The organism is Candidatus Bathyarchaeota archaeon (assembly GCA_026014745.1).
In the GTDB taxonomy this organism is placed as follows: Archaea; Thermoproteota; Bathyarchaeia; order Bathyarchaeales; family Bathycorpusculaceae; genus Bathycorpusculum.
In genome coordinates, this window is record JAOZHS010000003.1 from 91,679 (window position 1) to 107,296 (window position 15,618).

Consider the following 15,618-nt stretch of genomic DNA (forward strand, 5'->3'; position numbering starts at 1 on the left):
TTGGGAAATAAAAAAGATGTGCAAAAATGAGATTTTACCCCAGTTTTATATTCATTTGTTCAGTAGCTTCAGCACTTAATCATGTCTCCAGAGCACTATATGGGAGTGGGCTCGATGGGTGTAAAGGAAAAATTTTCACTCGCTGGGAAAAAGACGCAGCCTAACTCAATTCTTGGGTACGCTTGGCTACTTATTTGCAGTAACTTCTGACAAAGGAACATATCAAGCGGATGCTTCAAGAATGTCAGCATATTCTGGCTGTCGAAGCTATGCTTGGTGACTACGCCGCCGAGTCCTGCTTGGTTGGTATGAACCCTAATACATACGGCGTTCGCGGCGCAGAAAATCCCCTACATCCACAACATTCCGCAACGCAACCTGCTCCTGAGTCGCTTCAGTTTCTAAACCGCCCAAAATTCTTCCAAAACCCAGACAATCCCCAAACTCGTTAAGAACCAACGTAGCCTCTCCTTTACGTTTAGCGCCCATCACTTTAATGATGCCTGAGGCGAAGACGTCTCTGCCGCAGATAAACAGCCAAGCGGCTTTGCGTTCCAAAATTACCTTATTTGCGGCAGCTGGGACTAGCATATCTAGTAGGTTAAAGCTTGGGAAGAATACGCCATTTTTCATTTTGCCCAAATATAATCCTGCATAGAAGTAAACCCGTGATCCCGTATACTTTCGCAATTGGGCGTTTAGGAGGTAATATCTGTTGCCTCGCTCCACGATGGATTCGGGGTTGAGGCTGATTTTTGCCCCTAACTGTTCAGCAAACCGCAAAAGCTGCTTCATTTTTGGGTCCTCCGAAGTTTAGCTACAAAGAACCCCTGCGTTTCGCCAGGCCAAAACCGCTTACACCGCGCGACGGTTGGGTCTAACTGTTTGCCAAACACGTTAACTAATCCCGAAGCTCCGTTGCAGATGACTTCTTCAAGTTGGACAGGGAGATTTTTGATTGCCCAATCCATATTCAACTCGTCTTCTTCGGGCTCCAGCGAACACGTTGAATACACTAATTCCCCATCAGGGGAGAGGCAGTCAACGGCTTTTGCGAGAATTTCGCGTTGCACTCGAGCGTTGCGTTCGACGTCTGTGAGGGTGCGGTTTTTGAGCCAGTCGCGGTCAGCAGCGAAATTCCCTGAGCAGGGCGCATCGACGAGTACGCGGTCAAATTTGGCGTTTAAGCTGGGGGCTTGGCGGGCATCAAGCTGATAAACCACAGTGTTGCTTATGTGACAGCGTTCAAGATGGTTGGATAAGGCTGCGAGGCGCCGTTTATCCACGTCTATGGCGGTTATTATGCCTGAGTTTTCCATGGAGTCGGCGAGTTGGATGGTTTTGCCGCCGGGTGCAGCAGCCGCATCGAGTACACGTTTGCCCCTTAAGTTAGAGAAAAGCGTCACGGGAAGTTGGGCGGCGGCTTCTTGAATTGAATAATAGCCCAGAAGGTACTCAGCGGTTGCGCCGGGGGAAACCTGCGCGTCAAGTACCCAGTAGCCTTCTTTGAGCCATGAAATTTTTTGGAGATGGATCCCTATGGCTTCGAGTCTGCCGGGGATGTTTTTGCCTTTTGCGTTGGAGTTGTTGAGGCGAATAGCCTGCCGTAGTTTAACGGTTTGGGGTTTCCATCCTAATTGTTCGTAGCGACTAAAGAAGAAATCTTTGCCCGACATCAGCCATAGATTCTTTACGGGTCGATAAAAACCTTTCAAACCGTGCGCTGACTTTTTTGGTCTGCAAGGGGGCTGGTGTGATAAAGCCTTTTAGGGAGAAGAGGCAATCATACAACGTGACTTATAATGTCAAAAATTGTCCGCGTAGGTGTAACTTTTCCTCCTGACTTGCTCCAAGACTTCGATGAGATCATCTCAAAAATGGGGTATGAAAGCCGCAGCAAAGCAATCCAAGACGCAGTGCGGCTCTACGTGTCCGAGCGGAAATGGGTAAAAGAAGAAAACTCCACCCAAACAGGCGTCATTTTAATGGTTTATGACCACGACACCCGAGGACTCGAAAGCGAATTAACCGACTCCCAACACCACCACACCGACCTCATCTCCTCCACCATGCACATTCACCTAGGCGAACATGACTGCCTGGAAGTAATCGCTGTAAAAGGAAAAGGCTCAGAAATCCGACACCTAGCCGACGACTTAACCCGACGAAGAGGAGTAAAAATCCTCAAAACAATGATAGCAACGGTCTAAGCTTTTAGCTGAATCATCCGTTCCAGCGAAGTCCGCGCCTTGTCAGCCACGTCAAGCGGGATTTCCACTACATGCTTTTCTTCTTTAAGTGAGGCGTAGAGGCGTTCAAGCGTAGTTAATTTCATGTTGGGGCAAATCGCGCCGTCATAGGCGAGGTAGAATGCTTTTGTGGGGTTTTCTTTCTTGAGTCTATGCATAATTCCCTCTTCAGTTCCAACAATGAAGCTTTTCGCATTCGATTCCTTTGCGTAAAGACACATCTTTGAAGTGCTGCCGACGAAGTCAGCGATTTTACGCATTTCACTACTACATTCAGGATGAACCATGACAACAGCGTCAGGATGCTGCAACTTGAGGACTTTGACATCTTCAGGTTGGAACAACAGGTGCGTGGGGCAGAAACCGTTGGCGGGTATGGGAATTATTGTTTTGCCAGTTTTTTCCGCAACAAATTCGGCAAGGTTCTTGTCGGGGCCAAACAGCACTGTATCCGCGTCAAGACTCTTTACGACTTCGACCGCGTTGGCGCTGGTGCAGCAAATGTCGCTCTCAGCCTTGCAGGCAGCCAAGGTATTAACATAGAGAACAACGGGAGCTTTGGGGTACTGTTTTTTGGCGCGTTTAATCTCGTCCACAGTTAACATTTGCGCCATGGGGCACCTTGCACCCAGACTAGGTAGAAGCACTTTTTTGTGAGGGTTCATGATGACTGCGGATTCTGCCATGAAATCAACTGCGCAAAACACAATCATTTCCGCGTCTTTGACTGCGGCGGCTTTACGGCTCAATTCAATGCTGTCGCCGACGTAGTCTGCTAACTCTTGAATCTCGGCACGCTGATAATTGTGCGCTAAGATGATGGCTTTCTTTTCTTTTTTAAGTTCAAGGATTTTTTGGGGTAAATCCATATTTTCGCCTTGTGCCCGCTAAAGTGAAAAAATACAAGGAAAACTAATGAAATATATTCTTTTACCTCAAATAGAGGGTCTTTAACCTTAAAAACATATAAAACAAAACCACTAAACCCCTGCGTTGGCTGTTCGCGCCCATTTTTTGGCGGTAAACCCATTTAAATCCTCAGGGCATATAGAACTATAACACGGAGAAGCCTCCCATGCCTTATAACGAATTACGAAAAGATTACTTGCTAAATCGCTGGGTCGTAATTGCCACAGAACGCGGTCGCCGACCAACCGATTTTAAACCCAAACCCAGCGCAGCCTCAAATGCTGTTTGCCCGCTTTGCGTAGGCAATGAACATATGACGCCGCCTGCCGTACTGCTCTACCTCAAAGATAACGATGGCATCAAAAAAAGCCACGACCCCCCTGAAGGCACGCGCCCCCAGAATTGGCTCCTCCGCGTCATACCCAATCTGTTCCCCGCTTTCACACCGCCTAAACAGCCCCAAGACGCCGAGCACATGGCCAAGAATGATTGCCTTTGGGACGCAATTGGGCACCATGAAGTCATCATTGAATCACCCATCCATAACGATGGACCCGCAGAAGCGTCTCTATCCCAGTTAGAACTCGTCATAAACGCCTATCTTGACCGTTTTCACGCCTTAGCAGCTGAACCCTACGTGAGATACATCTCGATTTTTCGCAATTTCGGCATTGAAGCAGGCGCGTCTCTTTCCCATCCGCATAGCCAAATCATCGCCACCCCGATGGTTCCCACGATTTTGCAGGCTGAATACGATGCAAGCAGAACTTACCATCAAGAGCACGGCAGCTGCATGTTCTGTGACATCATCAAACGAGAACGTAACGGTCCCCGTTGGATTACTGAAACCACAGATTTCGTGGTCTTTGCCCCCTACGCCAGCATTGGACCAATGGAATTTTGGATATTGCCTAAAAAACACGCAGCAAACATCGCTGAATTAAGCCCCGCAGAGATAGCTGCGTTTGCAGAGACCCTAAAAGATAGTCTTAAGGCTCTAAAAGAGGTAGTTTCAGATCCGCCCTACAACTATGGTATCCACCTCTCCCTTGATTCGCAGGATAAGGATAGTTATCATTGGCATCTGGAGGTTTACCCCAAGTTGGCGACTTGGGCAGGGTTTGAGAAGAGCACAGGTGTCTACATTAACACGGTGACGCCTGAAGCCGCTGCTGAAAGCCTAAAAAAAGCCATTAGCACCTGAGCAGGACATCCTTTGGAGGGTACCTGTTTATGTGTATTCTCTGAATGTGTAGCCGCATTTTACGCAGCGTATGAACTGCGTGGACGATTCGTCGCTGCCTCGTGTCTGAACCTGCCACACGTTGGCCGTGTTGTTCCCGCATTTCGGACAATCGGAGCGTATAGTAGGCAGTATGTGAAGGTCTTGTTCTTCTCGGCTTATAACGGCGACTAACTGTTTAGGGCTGTGTTCGATGACTTTTCCGTTAACTACTTCGCTGGGGTCGATTGTTTCTTGCTTTTTGCTTCCACATTTAGTGCAAGTCAAAATCAGAAGAACTTGGTCTTGGGAACGAATTTTTGTCGGTTGAAGTCGTGAACCGCATTCCGCACAAAATTCCATTCTTTTTTCCACCTCAAAATCGGCGAATCCTCGGTTAACCTTGGCGTAAACGAGCGGTTGGGGAAGAGGGGGAAACAGATAATCGTCCACGTTGCAGTTAACCGTTGATTCAACTGACGCTTTGGTTGTTTATCCACAGCGTAGTTAATCCCAATAGGGCGCTTGTTTGATAAAAAACAATGTGACTGTACGAACACTACAACAAATAGCGAATAAGCGTTAACAAGATTTTTTAAAAACCAAAAAAAGGAAAGGGGAAATTGATTTTTTTTTCTCAGCTTTCAGCTTATGGTCGTTTTCTGAGCACTAGGATTATTACTAATCCGATGAGTGCCATAGCGACTATAATGCCGATGACGGCTGGGACGAAGTATTGTTCAACCATTGAGGCTGGTGCTGGTGTTGGTGCTGCTGTTGCTGCGGGTGCATCGCCTACATTTATGTAGGTAGTTCCGTAGGATGAACCATATGCATTGGAACCTCCGAAGGTTGCAATGATCTGGTAGGTGCCTGGAACTTCTGGAGTGTATGCGAATGCATAGTTGCCTGTTGCGTCGCTGGTTGTGTCGCCAATGTGGACGTAGTTGCCGTTGGGGTCAACTGTGTCTAAGCTGACTGGTACACCGGTTGCATCTGCTGGGTATGCTTGCTGCATGAATTTGTATTCCATCCATGCTTGCATGCTTTCATCAGAGATTGCTGGTGTGCCTTTTAGTGGTTCAACTAAGACGTTGTTGGTGTCGCGTCTGCCTGTTGCTGTTTGGTCAGTGACGGTGCCTTTGAGCATTATGGTGTTGCCTAAGGTTGACACGTCGTCTGAGCATGTAACGGTGGTTGCGCTTGGGCCTCTGCCGAATGCGTAGAGTTGGTTGTCGAAGAGGTTGAGTCCTACTAGGATGCCATCAGCCATCAGGATGTTTGATGTCGTCGGGGACATGCCGCCGAAGAATCCGAGTATCTTCCAGACTTCTTCGCCTGTGGTTGCGTCGATGCAGCGTAGGTTAGGTCCTCGCATGAGTGGCTGTGTAGGTGAGTGTTCACCTGTGACTGTGTAAAGTCTGTTGTTGCCAACCATAACGATGCCACATGGGTAGTTACCGCCGTATGCGGATTCTGTGCCTATGCTTGTTGCATCGTACTTCCACAGTACTGCGCCGGTTTTAATGTTGTATGCAGTGATTTGGCCACCGTAGCCTGAGGTGTACATTGTGCTGTTGTAGACTTGTATGCCTGTTCCGTAGTATTGGAATTGAACTTCTGGTTCGCTAATCCATGCTTGGGTCATAGTGTCGAGGTTGTAGGCGATCCATTGGAGTGTGGTTGCTTTAGCGAAGATTACAATGTTGTCTTCAGGGTAGATGCCTGATAGAGCGACAGTTTCACGACCTGCTGATGATGGTGGTGTGAATTCTTTGCGGTAGATTACTTGACCGATTTCTCCAGGTTTGAGGCTGATTTTTTCTATGTAGCCAGGAACTATGCCTGCTTCGTTGTTTATGCCGTTGGCTTCAACCAGAAGGTAATCATCTTGGCGTACTGCCACGATGCTGCCTGTTTGGTTGGAGATTGAGTTGCGTGGGCCTTGTAAGACGTTGCTGGGTAGTGAAACGTTTGCTGAGAAGAATAGGCTGCCATCATGTACGTTGTTGTAGTCCATTGCAGCGCTTAAAGTGAACATGCCTGTGCCGAAGTATGGGTCAGATGCGCCGAAGTCTCCGCCTGCTGGTCTCCATTGCCAGTAGCCAGTTCCGTTCTGGCATGCAACCATGGTTCCAGCGGAAGAGTTCCAGATTTGCAAGTAGGGTGCACCGTTAACAGATGCAATGTTGTATCTTAGTATGCTTCCGTCGAGTCCATAGACTGGTATGCCGCCTGAACTAACGTTTGCAATGTAGCAGACTGTTTTTCCTGTGTAGCCATCAAGCATTTCCCAAAGGGTGCCAGTTTTTATTGAGGAGCTGCTTACTGTTTCGGGTCCTGCGGTTCTTATTACTGCGCCATCAGGCATAAGTTTTGCATGAGCAATCTTTACTTGGCTTGGTAATTGTACGCCAGAAGTTCTCCACAAGTAACTAAAGCCACCGTGTTGGTTAGGTGATTCGTAGTTATAGATTTGGCCTTGTGAAGGTGCAGTTTGGTTATAGTCGAGTCTTAGGATTTCACCAGTGTATAAGTCTAATGTTTCCCATCCTTGTGTTCCGTGTGCTGTTATGCGTGGCGAGAAGTGTAGTTGACCGTTAAGGACAACACCTGAGAAGCTGAGACCTTGGTAGTGTGCGGTTTGGAAGCCAGTGCCGCCATCACGTTCATCCATTAGACCTCCAGCATAATACTGGTTTGTCCAGAGGATGTGTGCTGTGTCGGTAGTTTGACCCCATGCATAGTTGGTAGTGACTGATGCGCTGCCTGGACCGAACATTGCAGCTGCACCACAGCCTGTGCCGACTGGGTAATAGTTAGCTGCGCTGCCTAGCCAGCTGCCTGCCAAGACAAACCATTCTCGGTTGGCACTGTTTAAGGGGCGAGTCCACCAGTCAGTAGTGAGTGGTGTTTCTATCCAGTTGGGTGTTGCTTCTTGTTGGACGGTGAGGTTCACTGGTTGGCTCCATGCGGGTTGCCAGTAGGTGTGTGCAGCGGTTGTGTTCTTCCATTCGCCTGGGAAGTAAACCTGTATCATGTATTCGCCGACTGCATCAGGGGTATATCCGATGTAGGTTGCGCCGACGGGGTCGGTGCGTGGCAAGGTTTTGGTTTCGTTTGTACCGTCAGGTTTCACGATGTTGACGGTCATGAGGTTGTTCCATGCGGCGCGGCCGTTAGGTGCAGAAACTGTTCCTGCAGTTTCGCCAACGTCCGTGGGCATGTCTGCTGTCCAGGCTACAATGAGTGTCTCTTGTCCGAGACCAATAGTGTGTGGTGAGACGCCGACGTAGAGAAATGACCTGTTGGATGCTTCTGTTGCTGCACTAGCTGCGGGTAAGCTAATTGCTAGTGGAGCGGCCATTGATGTCAACAGCAATAACGCTAACAATATAGTGGTGTTCTTTTTCATTTTTTTTCATTTTCCTTATGTTTTTTGAAGGAAAGCTTACGCCTTCCTTCCTCAGCCTATAGCAAACAAGGGCTATATAAAATTAACTTGAGAACCCTTGACTTGAAAACCCCCTATTGCATCTAATTTGCATTATTTATTTAAAAAGCGATGTTTGAGATTACAATTTGTTGAAGTGTTTATTGCATTTATGTTAATAAAAAGTCGTCTATTGATTTGGCTTTAACACTTAACTATGGGGGCAAACAAAAGAAGGTTTACTTCTTTTTTTTCGTGGGCTTAGGTTTTGTCATGGACGCAGCTTTTTTGAGGTCCAGCGGCGAATTTACTCTAAAAAACGTGCGCAAATCTGGGTCTATCTGCTCAATAACAAGCGTAGACACATAGCGCACTCCACGAAGCTTCTCAACAATTACTTCTACATCAACCTCGCCCTCATCAACAGCCTCCTTAGCTGCAATTAGGGCTTGCTTCACATTATACACGGCATGTAGCGCTTCAATTTCGCTGCTGGTGCGTCTTACAACAACCGCTGATTTGCCACCACACAATTCTAAAAGCAAAGAGAGAACTTCACGAGATAGAAATGGGCTGTTTTCGGGTAAGAGCAATGCATATTCTCCGCTGGCAACTTGGAGTCCAGTGACGGCGCCAACTAGGGGGCTGCCTGAATTGGACGCATCAACTGCGAATTTTACTTTAGCCGGTAGCAGCCCTGCATATGCGGTTGAGTGTTCCTCCGAAGTGGTCACCACAATGATTTCATCTACTAAGTCTTTAACTGCATCTACAACGAGTTTTATGAGGGGGTTTCCATCAACATCGCCGTTGAAACCCTTGGATGAATTGCCGGCTAAAATAATTGCTGACTTATCCAAATCAAATCACACAAGGCACTCAATCCAATCGGAAAGTTTAAGGCTTTTGCACTAGAAACCACGAAAGCATTGCCTTAGCGTCCCCTGCAAAAGCCAAAGGGCAAACCCCTTAAACAAAGAATGCTAAACAAGCAGTTTTTCTATCTGCTCACATAACGCGCGCAATCTTGAGCAAGCCAATTTTCTGCGTGAAAAAATAAGGGTAGCCTACATGGATTCACATGCACACCGCGACGCTTCAACATAGATGCATGTTGGGCGTGTGGTGAAATTTGCTTATGCAACACCGAAACAGGCGCAAAGAAGCATTGCAAATTAGGTTTGCAACCGCTGCTGGTTGCAGTCTTGTGGCAGCCGTAGAATCGCCGCACGCACATAAAGAGAGAAACCCAAAAAGGGTGGGTTTAGGTGACTTCGTTGTTCTCTATTTTTCTTGCCATATCTTGAAGTATCCTGTTTAGCGGGTGGTCTGGTTTATCTTGTACAAAGATAAAGTTGCCTTCCGCTCTCAAGATTTCACAGAAGCATGGCACAATGCCCAGTAAAGGCACCTGATAGGTTTCTTTAACTCGGTTTTGGATTTCGTTTTTCTTAGCCGCTGCCGTGGGGTCTAAGACTTTGTTTAACACTAACCCCGTCTTTTTCTCAAAGAGGTTGTAGAGTTCAGCAAGCATTCGTTTAGTGCCATTCACGTCAGAACGGTCCCCGGTTGTTGCAACCACAACAAAATCCGCAGCCACAATGGCGTTAATGGATGAATACTGGAGTCCTGGGCTTGTGTCAAAGACCAGGTAGTCAAATTTTTGTTCTTTAATCATCGTTTCTCTTAGAGCCAAGATTCGGCCCAAAGCACGCATTTCCCATTTGCGATCTTTGCTGGATATATCACGGATAGCTTCGGTGGCTGGATTAGCAAGTGCAGCGTAAAAGTTGTTCTTTCCGCCTACTCTGTCGCTAAGGTCAACGAGGACTTTGTTAATTTCACAGTTGTTGTTGAGATAGTCGTTAAACCAGGTTTCGGTGTTCTCAGCTTTTAGTATTGCAAAGAGGCTTGGGGCTCGAAAGTCTAAGTCAAAAACGCAGACTTTTTTACCGCTTTTAGCAAACGTCGCGGCAAGGTTCACTGACAGTAATGTTTTGCCTGTTCCGCCTTTATACGAATGGACTGCTATAATTTTTCCCATAATCATTCCTCTCCTCTAAGGGTCTCTATCCACGTAGAAGTATGCCTTGCGGCCCTTACGTTCCTTCTTAAGATACCCCATAATTACCAACTGATTAAGATAAGCGCTCTCCACTGCGCGGGCACGATTCGTTTGCTCAGAGATCTCTTCAGCTGTCGCTCGCCCGCTTCGACATATTGTCATGGCCGTTTTACGCAAATGGTCGGGCATGGATAACAATGTCATGACATCTAGGGATGCATCAGGTAAAGCCGGTGAAGCTTTGGTCTCTCCCCCGACAGACTTCTGCAGCTCAATCATGACTTCAACTTTCTCATTGAGCTTCTCAAGACTGTCTTCTATGCGTTCCAAAACACTCAATGGCTTTTTGTTCAACGTTTCGTCTTTAATCAAGATGATTTCCCCCGACTTGTTTTTCAGGTGTACAAGTGGCTTGTTAAAGCAAAGTGTTTATTAAATCTTGCGACATAGCACTACATATTTTGTTTGACGAAAAATAACGAGGATTCAAAATAAAGATAAAACAAAAATAAACTTTAAAGGCTAAAAGTGAAGATTGAAGAAGGAAGTTTAGTAGGGGATGGGTGCCTGGTTTCTAGCTTCCTCTACAATTGGCAATACTTGTTTTAGTTCTTTGAAGTACTTCAGAACGGTGATGCCACGCTGGGTAACAGCAAAGACAACACGTTTTTTCCCTACGGTACGTTCTTCAACAAGGCCTTGCTTGATGAGGAAGTCTAAGTATTCTTTTAGAACACTGCAGTTGACGTTTGCTTTGTACATGACGTGCGTTAGCTTTAGGGGGCCTCGGTGAGCGAGCACTGTGAGGATGTCTACATACATTTCGAGTTTTGATCGACGCACTTTTGTTTTCCTCTTGGTTGTGTCTTATTTCTTGCATCTTTATATAAATCATTTATGTATTACTAATCAGTATTATTGACCATGTATTGGTTTAGTTGGCAGTTTTATCGATGGCATTATTTAACACGTTTAACCTACTTTCGAAGGCCGTGACCATGTCATCTAGCAATATTTCACGCAATTCTGTCGACAATCCTTTGATTTCTTTGCCGAAAACATCCGCTAATTTCTCTTCTAATTCTTTTCGAGCTTTATCCGCAATTTGCTTCAAATATTTTCACCCAATTTGTATAAACTCACAATGCCTGAAGCGATATAACTCATTTATGAAGCCAACATGTGTATTACTAATCAATACCTGAAACCCCAAAAAACCGTATTTTAATAAAGAATCGCCTGCATACTTTGTTACTCTTTATTGACCCGCGGGACTTTTTGGTTGAAAATATTCAAAAACGTAACTGCATAGACGCAGTCACAAATCCATTTAAGGTTACTTCTATATTGCATCAACGGAAAACCTCAAGAAATAGAATGATTGTTTTTCAGGAACGGCTATTTTTTAATGTTGCAAGCACCTAAAGAAAAATCTTGGAGCGTATTACTCGTAAAAGGTTACGTCTTAAACGATCAAGTGCGTGCGAAACGATGTCAAAACTGCAAATCAACAACAGAGGTATTGACTAAGAACTACAACAACCCTAACCTTTTGCTCTATGGGTGTAAAGATAGTAAATGTAGGCATAGACTGTTGCGTCTTGATTTTGAGGCTGTTATGTCTCCTGAATACGCCTCTCGTAGTGGATAATTAGACGGCGGAATTTCGAGTGAAGGGTGGCTTACTATATCGAGATTTATAGTATTTCACGATTCGCAATCTCTTAAATAGACAACCGCTAATACCTCCCATATAGGGAGGTAAAAAATTGAAAAAACCAGTAAAGATCATACTAGCATTAGCTCTCCTTGCCACGTTCTGTCTGATTTCTGTTGCAGCAGCTTCTACACCCGACCCACATTTCTACTCTGTCGATAAGACTTCGCCAGTCGACCCCGTTAAACTTGGTGACTCAGTCGTTATAACCGCAACCACAGACAACCCCAAAGTCAATAGGGTTGAATTCAAATGGTGGGCTCCAGGCAGCCCTCTTGATGGTCTCGCAGACTACTCTGAAGTTGACATAACTCCTGCTGATGGCTTCACTTCTAGTCACATAGTCAATAAACCCGGCGAATGGACTATGACTGCTAATTTCACTAACGTTCAAGCTAGCGGTGAATACAAGTACATATGGTCAGGCGATGCAGTATGGACCGTGACGAAGGACGGTAACTTCTTTGTCGTTGCTGAATACCCCTTGATCGGCGCTGCAGGTGCATCCATTGCTATGATGTTTGGTCTACTAGTCTTCAAACGCAAAGAAATCGTTAACCAACTTTGATCTTGATCAAAGGTTACTTTCGTTTGTTTGGTTCTATCCCTTTTTTTTATAACTTGATACTTTATACTTTATACAGAGCTATTAAGTAAATTGATAACCGAAATAAACTTTTTAAGCATCGATTAACCGCTTGTTTTCTGAAGGGAGAGAAAAATGAAAAATATAAAGAAAACTCTATTACTCTTATGCCTCATCTTACTATCAACCACAACTGTACTAGCAACAACAAAAGGCGCAACTTGGCCAAACTTGCCTTCCGACCCCGTAAAAATGCAACTCGGTTCGGGAAGTCCGAACTCATATCTTTCTGTCACTTTAACTGAAGTGCCTTCAGGCTACAGCGTTCTCGATGGTGCTATATATGCCGGTTGGTGCGGAGATGTTGATCTCGACCAAGCTACGGATATATACGTAAATTTGTATTCAACCTTGAGTGCATCTTTACCTGCTTCTTTAGATTCAATTGACTGGAATGCGGTTAACTATATAATCAACCATCCTGGTGACTTCAATAGAGTGCAAATTCAAGAAGCCATATGGTACATTACCGACGACACTGGACCCAGCGATGCAATTAAAGCCTTTGCGCAGACTGCTCTTGATGCAAGTGCTGCCGGTTATCAACCCGGTCCAGGCGACAAATTAGGCGTATTCTGTATTCCAAGCGATTCGAATTCGGCTCAGCCAATTATAATTGAGCTCCAACCACCAGCAACCCCAACCATCCGAACGGAACTATCCCAAACAACCATTACCATAGATACTGGCTGCTCACACAATTACGGCTGCCATTTCCACTACTCTTACTGTCACCACTCTTACTCTAATTGCTACTCTGGCTATTCTAACTGTTACTCTGGATACAGTAGATGCTCCACTGGTAGCTACAACTGCCCATCAACAACCGATTCAGTAGTCGATACAGCTTTCGTAACTGGCGTTAGCGGTTTACCAACACCAACAGGCACAATCACATTCCAAGTCTCCAAAGACAACGGCGTCACCTGGAGTAACTATGGTAGCGTCAAAACGCTCGTTGATGGTGTCGCAACTTCCGATAGCTATGCAATCACTGCGGTGGGAACCTACTATTTCCGTGCCATCTATTCAGGCGACTCTATCTACGTCGGCGTACAAAGCGGTAACTTTGAAGAACCTCTAGTAGTTACATACGAACTGAAAACAACCACTACAACCACCTGCCTTTCTGATGACTCAATAACCCTCGGCAAATCCGTCTATGACGTCGCATACGTAACTAGCGGTGCAACGGGAAAAGTCCGATTTGAAGTTTCAACCGACGGCGTCAACTTCGTGCAATATGGCGAGCTAAAAACACTTTCATATAGTTGCTACAAAAACTCTGCAACATCCGATTCCTACACTCCAGCAGCAACCGGCACCTACTACTTCCGAGCAGTTTACCTTGGCGACTCAACTCACAGTGGGTCTCAAAGCGGCAACACCGACGAAGTCTTAAAAGTCACAAGTTGCAACTGGGGCTGCGGCTCTTGGGGCTGGGGATATAACCCATGCGGATACTATAACGGCGGCTGCGGCAGCTACGGCTGGTACGGCGGCTGGTCAGGTTATAGTTGGTGTCGCTAAGATAGTTGACAAATAACTCAATGGCATATTGAGTCACCCTTTTTTCTTTTTCAATTATTTTTTTTACATCTGTAAAAACCAAATTTCTTTCTTGTCCGGGTATCAGAGGAATCCCTCAAAAGTTAAAAAGCGCTCACTTGTTTGAGGGAATTGCATCACACCCTTGAAATGCCCAGTTCAAAATCGTATCAATTTGCAATAAAATAAGGTTTGCTTTTTTGTTCTACAAATAATATTTCGGCGCGATTTTCTCAAGTCTTAAATAGTAATATGAATAATATTACCCATTCAAATTGAGGAAACAACATGTCAGCCCTTTCAATTGGAACCGAACTAGCAAATGTCCCCTTCGATCAGATGATAAGAAACTTGCTATTAGCAATGGTTTCAGCGCAAAACGACGCAAATACCTCCTTCATCGCAGGTGTACAAGAATTAGTTGACACACCAATTAATCTCAGCTACACAAAAGCAGGCGACTCCTCCAGCACCAAGACCACCATTAGCGGCAACGCCTTAGCCTTCGGAATACTCCCCACACTACTACAGATACAAACCGGAACCATACAAATCAAAATGGTCATCACAATGCAGAAGACAACTGAGGCAGAAGTCAAGATGCATGCCAAAGGCGGATGGCTATTCTTCTCAGCCACAGTTGACGCAAAATACTCCAGCAAATACTCCTACTCGGTTGAAGCATCAAGTTTCATTGAAATTAAAGTTGCCCCAGCACCCCCACCAGCGCCACTGATGAAAGCTATCGAGAAAATCACAGAAGACACAACTCCAAAAGCCGCTGCCTCCTCTTCGTCATCCACACCGGCGTAAAATAAAATGGCAAGTTTTCTTTCTTTTTTTTCTTTAATATCGGGATTAATTAGCGAAGCAAATAATGGGCTGAACCAAGCATTGGAAGCAAGCGCTGACCAGCCATCCCAATTTATAATTCCAAAAATTGAATTAGACCTCAAAGGCGTTGTTATTAACGATCAGGGTTTAAAACTTCTCTCTTCCGATGCTCAAACACTTAATTATTATGGTAATAAAGGAGAAAGCACAATTAAACTAACGTTTAGGCTTAAGCCTTAACATACATTAATGGGTGATCAAATGTCAAGTAACGAGAAAAAAGTTGAAACTAAGGTATTGTTTCCTTCCAAAATAGACTCCGCGACTCTAATAACTAATATCCAGAGAGATTTGATTCGCGTTCACGATTATGCCATGGCTCAAGACACTTCAACAACCTTTGTGCTCGCCGACTTCACAATGCAGCTAAAGGCGGTTGTAACCCAAGAGGGCGAAAAAACATTATTCGCACTACCCACAAAGGACAAAGAACTTGACCCCAACCTGATGAGCACGGTAAACATAACGCTTCGACCCATACCGCTAGAAATTAAACCATCCAGTAGCAGAAAACCAGTTGAAGCAATCGAAGGCATAGGAACCGTTATTGGTGAAAGGTTACGCGGTGTCGGAATTGAAACAGTTGCTGATTTGGCAATTGCATCTAAAGAAGACTTGGTCAAAGTAGGTGTAACTCCCAAGAAAGCAGTTGAATTCATAAGCATGGCAAAATTGATGACCAAAAGCAACGTAGCAGGCGTTGAAGGGGTTGACGAACAAGTCGCGGAGTTGCTTGTCGCCAGCAAAATTGATTCAAAAGAGAAACTTGCTGAGCTATCCCCCGAAGGACTAGTAAATGTGATAAATGAAACGATAAATTCGGGAAAAGTAAAAGTGCCCAAATCCTTCAAACTAACCGTTGACGACACTACCCGGATGGTTACCTCAGCTAAAACAATCCTGAGCAGAATACGCGCATAACAAGGGAAAACCGC

The 15,618-nt window shown here is 45.4% G+C and carries 17 protein-coding genes; 7 read left to right on the forward strand and 10 right to left on the reverse strand.

Features of this window, described 5'->3' with window-relative positions; all coding sequences use genetic code 11:
* Nucleotides 1-315 precede the first annotated feature (315 nt).
* Nucleotides 316-795, reverse strand: coding sequence for a hypothetical protein (locus tag NWE92_11615; protein MCW4030281.1), 480 nt, complete (start codon nt 793-795; stop codon nt 316-318).
* Entirely contained in the window at nt 792-1,676 is an 885-nt protein-coding gene (locus NWE92_11620; GenBank protein ID MCW4030282.1) for an RsmB/NOP family class I SAM-dependent RNA methyltransferase, read from the reverse strand. The genes NWE92_11615 and NWE92_11620 overlap by 4 nt, the downstream gene beginning before the upstream one ends.
* A gap of 126 nt (nt 1,677-1,802) precedes the next feature.
* On the opposite strand from NWE92_11620, the gene nikR reads away from it, so the two are divergent.
* Complete coding sequence (gene nikR / locus NWE92_11625) at nt 1,803-2,210, forward strand: nickel-responsive transcriptional regulator NikR (protein MCW4030283.1); 408 nt, start codon at nt 1,803-1,805, stop codon at nt 2,208-2,210.
* Here the strand turns inward: nikR and nadA are convergent.
* Nucleotides 2,207-3,118 carry a quinolinate synthase NadA gene (gene nadA, locus NWE92_11630; GenBank protein MCW4030284.1) on the reverse strand — a complete coding sequence of 304 codons (912 nt, stop codon included), beginning with the start codon at nt 3,116-3,118 and terminating at the stop codon, nt 2,207-2,209. The genes nikR and nadA overlap by 4 nt on opposite strands.
* A gap of 206 nt (nt 3,119-3,324) precedes the next feature.
* Here nadA and galT point away from each other — a divergent pair, with 206 nt between their 5' ends.
* Nucleotides 3,325-4,362, forward strand: coding sequence for a galactose-1-phosphate uridylyltransferase (gene galT / locus NWE92_11635; protein ID MCW4030285.1), 1,038 nt, complete (start codon nt 3,325-3,327; stop codon nt 4,360-4,362).
* 27 nt (nt 4,363-4,389) lie between these two features.
* Here the strand turns inward: galT and NWE92_11640 are convergent, their stop codons facing one another.
* From NWE92_11640 to NWE92_11670, 7 genes are all read right to left on the reverse strand, one after another.
* Nucleotides 4,390-4,743 (reverse strand): RPA12/RPB9/RPC11 RNA polymerase family protein, encoded by a 354-nt coding sequence (locus tag NWE92_11640; GenBank protein MCW4030286.1) that lies wholly within the window; start codon nt 4,741-4,743, stop codon nt 4,390-4,392.
* A 286-nt stretch (nt 4,744-5,029) separates the two neighbouring features.
* Nucleotides 5,030-7,795 carry a PQQ-like beta-propeller repeat protein gene (locus NWE92_11645; GenBank protein ID MCW4030287.1) on the reverse strand — a complete coding sequence of 922 codons (2,766 nt, stop codon included), beginning with the start codon at nt 7,793-7,795 and terminating at the stop codon, nt 5,030-5,032.
* Between the two features lie 257 nt (nt 7,796-8,052).
* Nucleotides 8,053-8,673 carry an NTP transferase domain-containing protein gene (locus tag NWE92_11650; GenBank protein ID MCW4030288.1) on the reverse strand — a complete coding sequence of 207 codons (621 nt, stop codon included), beginning with the start codon at nt 8,671-8,673 and terminating at the stop codon, nt 8,053-8,055.
* Between the two features lie 404 nt (nt 8,674-9,077).
* Nucleotides 9,078-9,857, reverse strand: a complete 780-nt coding sequence (locus NWE92_11655; GenBank protein ID MCW4030289.1) for a MinD/ParA family protein — start codon at nt 9,855-9,857, stop codon at nt 9,078-9,080.
* Between the two features lie 15 nt (nt 9,858-9,872).
* The gene (locus tag NWE92_11660; protein ID MCW4030290.1) at nt 9,873-10,250 is read right to left on the reverse strand and encodes a helix-turn-helix domain-containing protein; all 378 of its coding nucleotides are present in this window, start codon (nt 10,248-10,250) and stop codon (nt 9,873-9,875) included.
* 177 nt (nt 10,251-10,427) lie between these two features.
* The gene (locus NWE92_11665; GenBank protein ID MCW4030291.1) at nt 10,428-10,721 is read right to left on the reverse strand and encodes a hypothetical protein; all 294 of its coding nucleotides are present in this window, start codon (nt 10,719-10,721) and stop codon (nt 10,428-10,430) included.
* A gap of 91 nt (nt 10,722-10,812) precedes the next feature.
* Nucleotides 10,813-10,992: a hypothetical protein gene (locus tag NWE92_11670; protein MCW4030292.1), complete on the reverse strand. Its 180-nt coding sequence runs from the start codon at nt 10,990-10,992 to the stop codon at nt 10,813-10,815.
* Between the two features lie 655 nt (nt 10,993-11,647).
* Here NWE92_11670 and NWE92_11675 point away from each other — a divergent pair.
* From NWE92_11675 to NWE92_11695, 5 genes are all read left to right on the forward strand, one after another.
* Nucleotides 11,648-12,163: a hypothetical protein gene (locus tag NWE92_11675; protein ID MCW4030293.1), complete on the forward strand. Its 516-nt coding sequence runs from the start codon at nt 11,648-11,650 to the stop codon at nt 12,161-12,163.
* A gap of 153 nt (nt 12,164-12,316) precedes the next feature.
* Complete coding sequence (locus NWE92_11680) at nt 12,317-13,771, forward strand: Ig-like domain-containing protein (protein MCW4030294.1); 1,455 nt, start codon at nt 12,317-12,319, stop codon at nt 13,769-13,771.
* Nucleotides 13,772-14,077: 306 nt separating this feature from the next.
* Entirely contained in the window at nt 14,078-14,602 is a 525-nt protein-coding gene (locus tag NWE92_11685; GenBank protein MCW4030295.1) for a hypothetical protein, read from the forward strand.
* A gap of 6 nt (nt 14,603-14,608) precedes the next feature.
* Nucleotides 14,609-14,863: a hypothetical protein gene (locus NWE92_11690; GenBank protein MCW4030296.1), complete on the forward strand. Its 255-nt coding sequence runs from the start codon at nt 14,609-14,611 to the stop codon at nt 14,861-14,863.
* 21 nt (nt 14,864-14,884) lie between these two features.
* The gene (locus tag NWE92_11695; GenBank protein ID MCW4030297.1) at nt 14,885-15,604 is read left to right on the forward strand and encodes a DUF4332 domain-containing protein; all 720 of its coding nucleotides are present in this window, start codon (nt 14,885-14,887) and stop codon (nt 15,602-15,604) included.
* The last annotated feature ends 14 nt before the right edge of the window (nt 15,605-15,618 follow it).

Bases quoted from the DNA above. Each gene is read 5' to 3' on its own strand.
- NWE92_11615 (MCW4030281.1), bottom strand. From the start codon at position 795: ATGAAGCAGCTTTTGCGGTTTGCTGAACAGTTAGGGGCAAAAATCAGC.
- NWE92_11620 (MCW4030282.1), bottom strand. From the start codon at position 1,676: ATGTCGGGCAAAGATTTCTTCTTTAGTCGCTACGAACAATTAGGATGG.
- nikR (MCW4030283.1), top strand. From the start codon at position 1,803: ATGTCAAAAATTGTCCGCGTAGGTGTAACTTTTCCTCCTGACTTGCTC.
- nadA (MCW4030284.1), bottom strand. From the start codon at position 3,118: ATGGATTTACCCCAAAAAATCCTTGAACTTAAAAAAGAAAAGAAAGCC.
- galT (MCW4030285.1), top strand. From the start codon at position 3,325: ATGCCTTATAACGAATTACGAAAAGATTACTTGCTAAATCGCTGGGTC.
- NWE92_11640 (MCW4030286.1), bottom strand. From the start codon at position 4,743: ATGGAATTTTGTGCGGAATGCGGTTCACGACTTCAACCGACAAAAATT.
- NWE92_11645 (MCW4030287.1), bottom strand. From the start codon at position 7,795: ATGAAAAAGAACACCACTATATTGTTAGCGTTATTGCTGTTGACATCA.
- NWE92_11655 (MCW4030289.1), bottom strand. From the start codon at position 9,857: ATGGGAAAAATTATAGCAGTCCATTCGTATAAAGGCGGAACAGGCAAA.
- NWE92_11680 (MCW4030294.1), top strand. From the start codon at position 12,317: ATGAAAAATATAAAGAAAACTCTATTACTCTTATGCCTCATCTTACTA.
- NWE92_11685 (MCW4030295.1), top strand. From the start codon at position 14,078: ATGTCAGCCCTTTCAATTGGAACCGAACTAGCAAATGTCCCCTTCGAT.
- NWE92_11690 (MCW4030296.1), top strand. From the start codon at position 14,609: ATGGCAAGTTTTCTTTCTTTTTTTTCTTTAATATCGGGATTAATTAGC.
- NWE92_11695 (MCW4030297.1), top strand. From the start codon at position 14,885: ATGTCAAGTAACGAGAAAAAAGTTGAAACTAAGGTATTGTTTCCTTCC.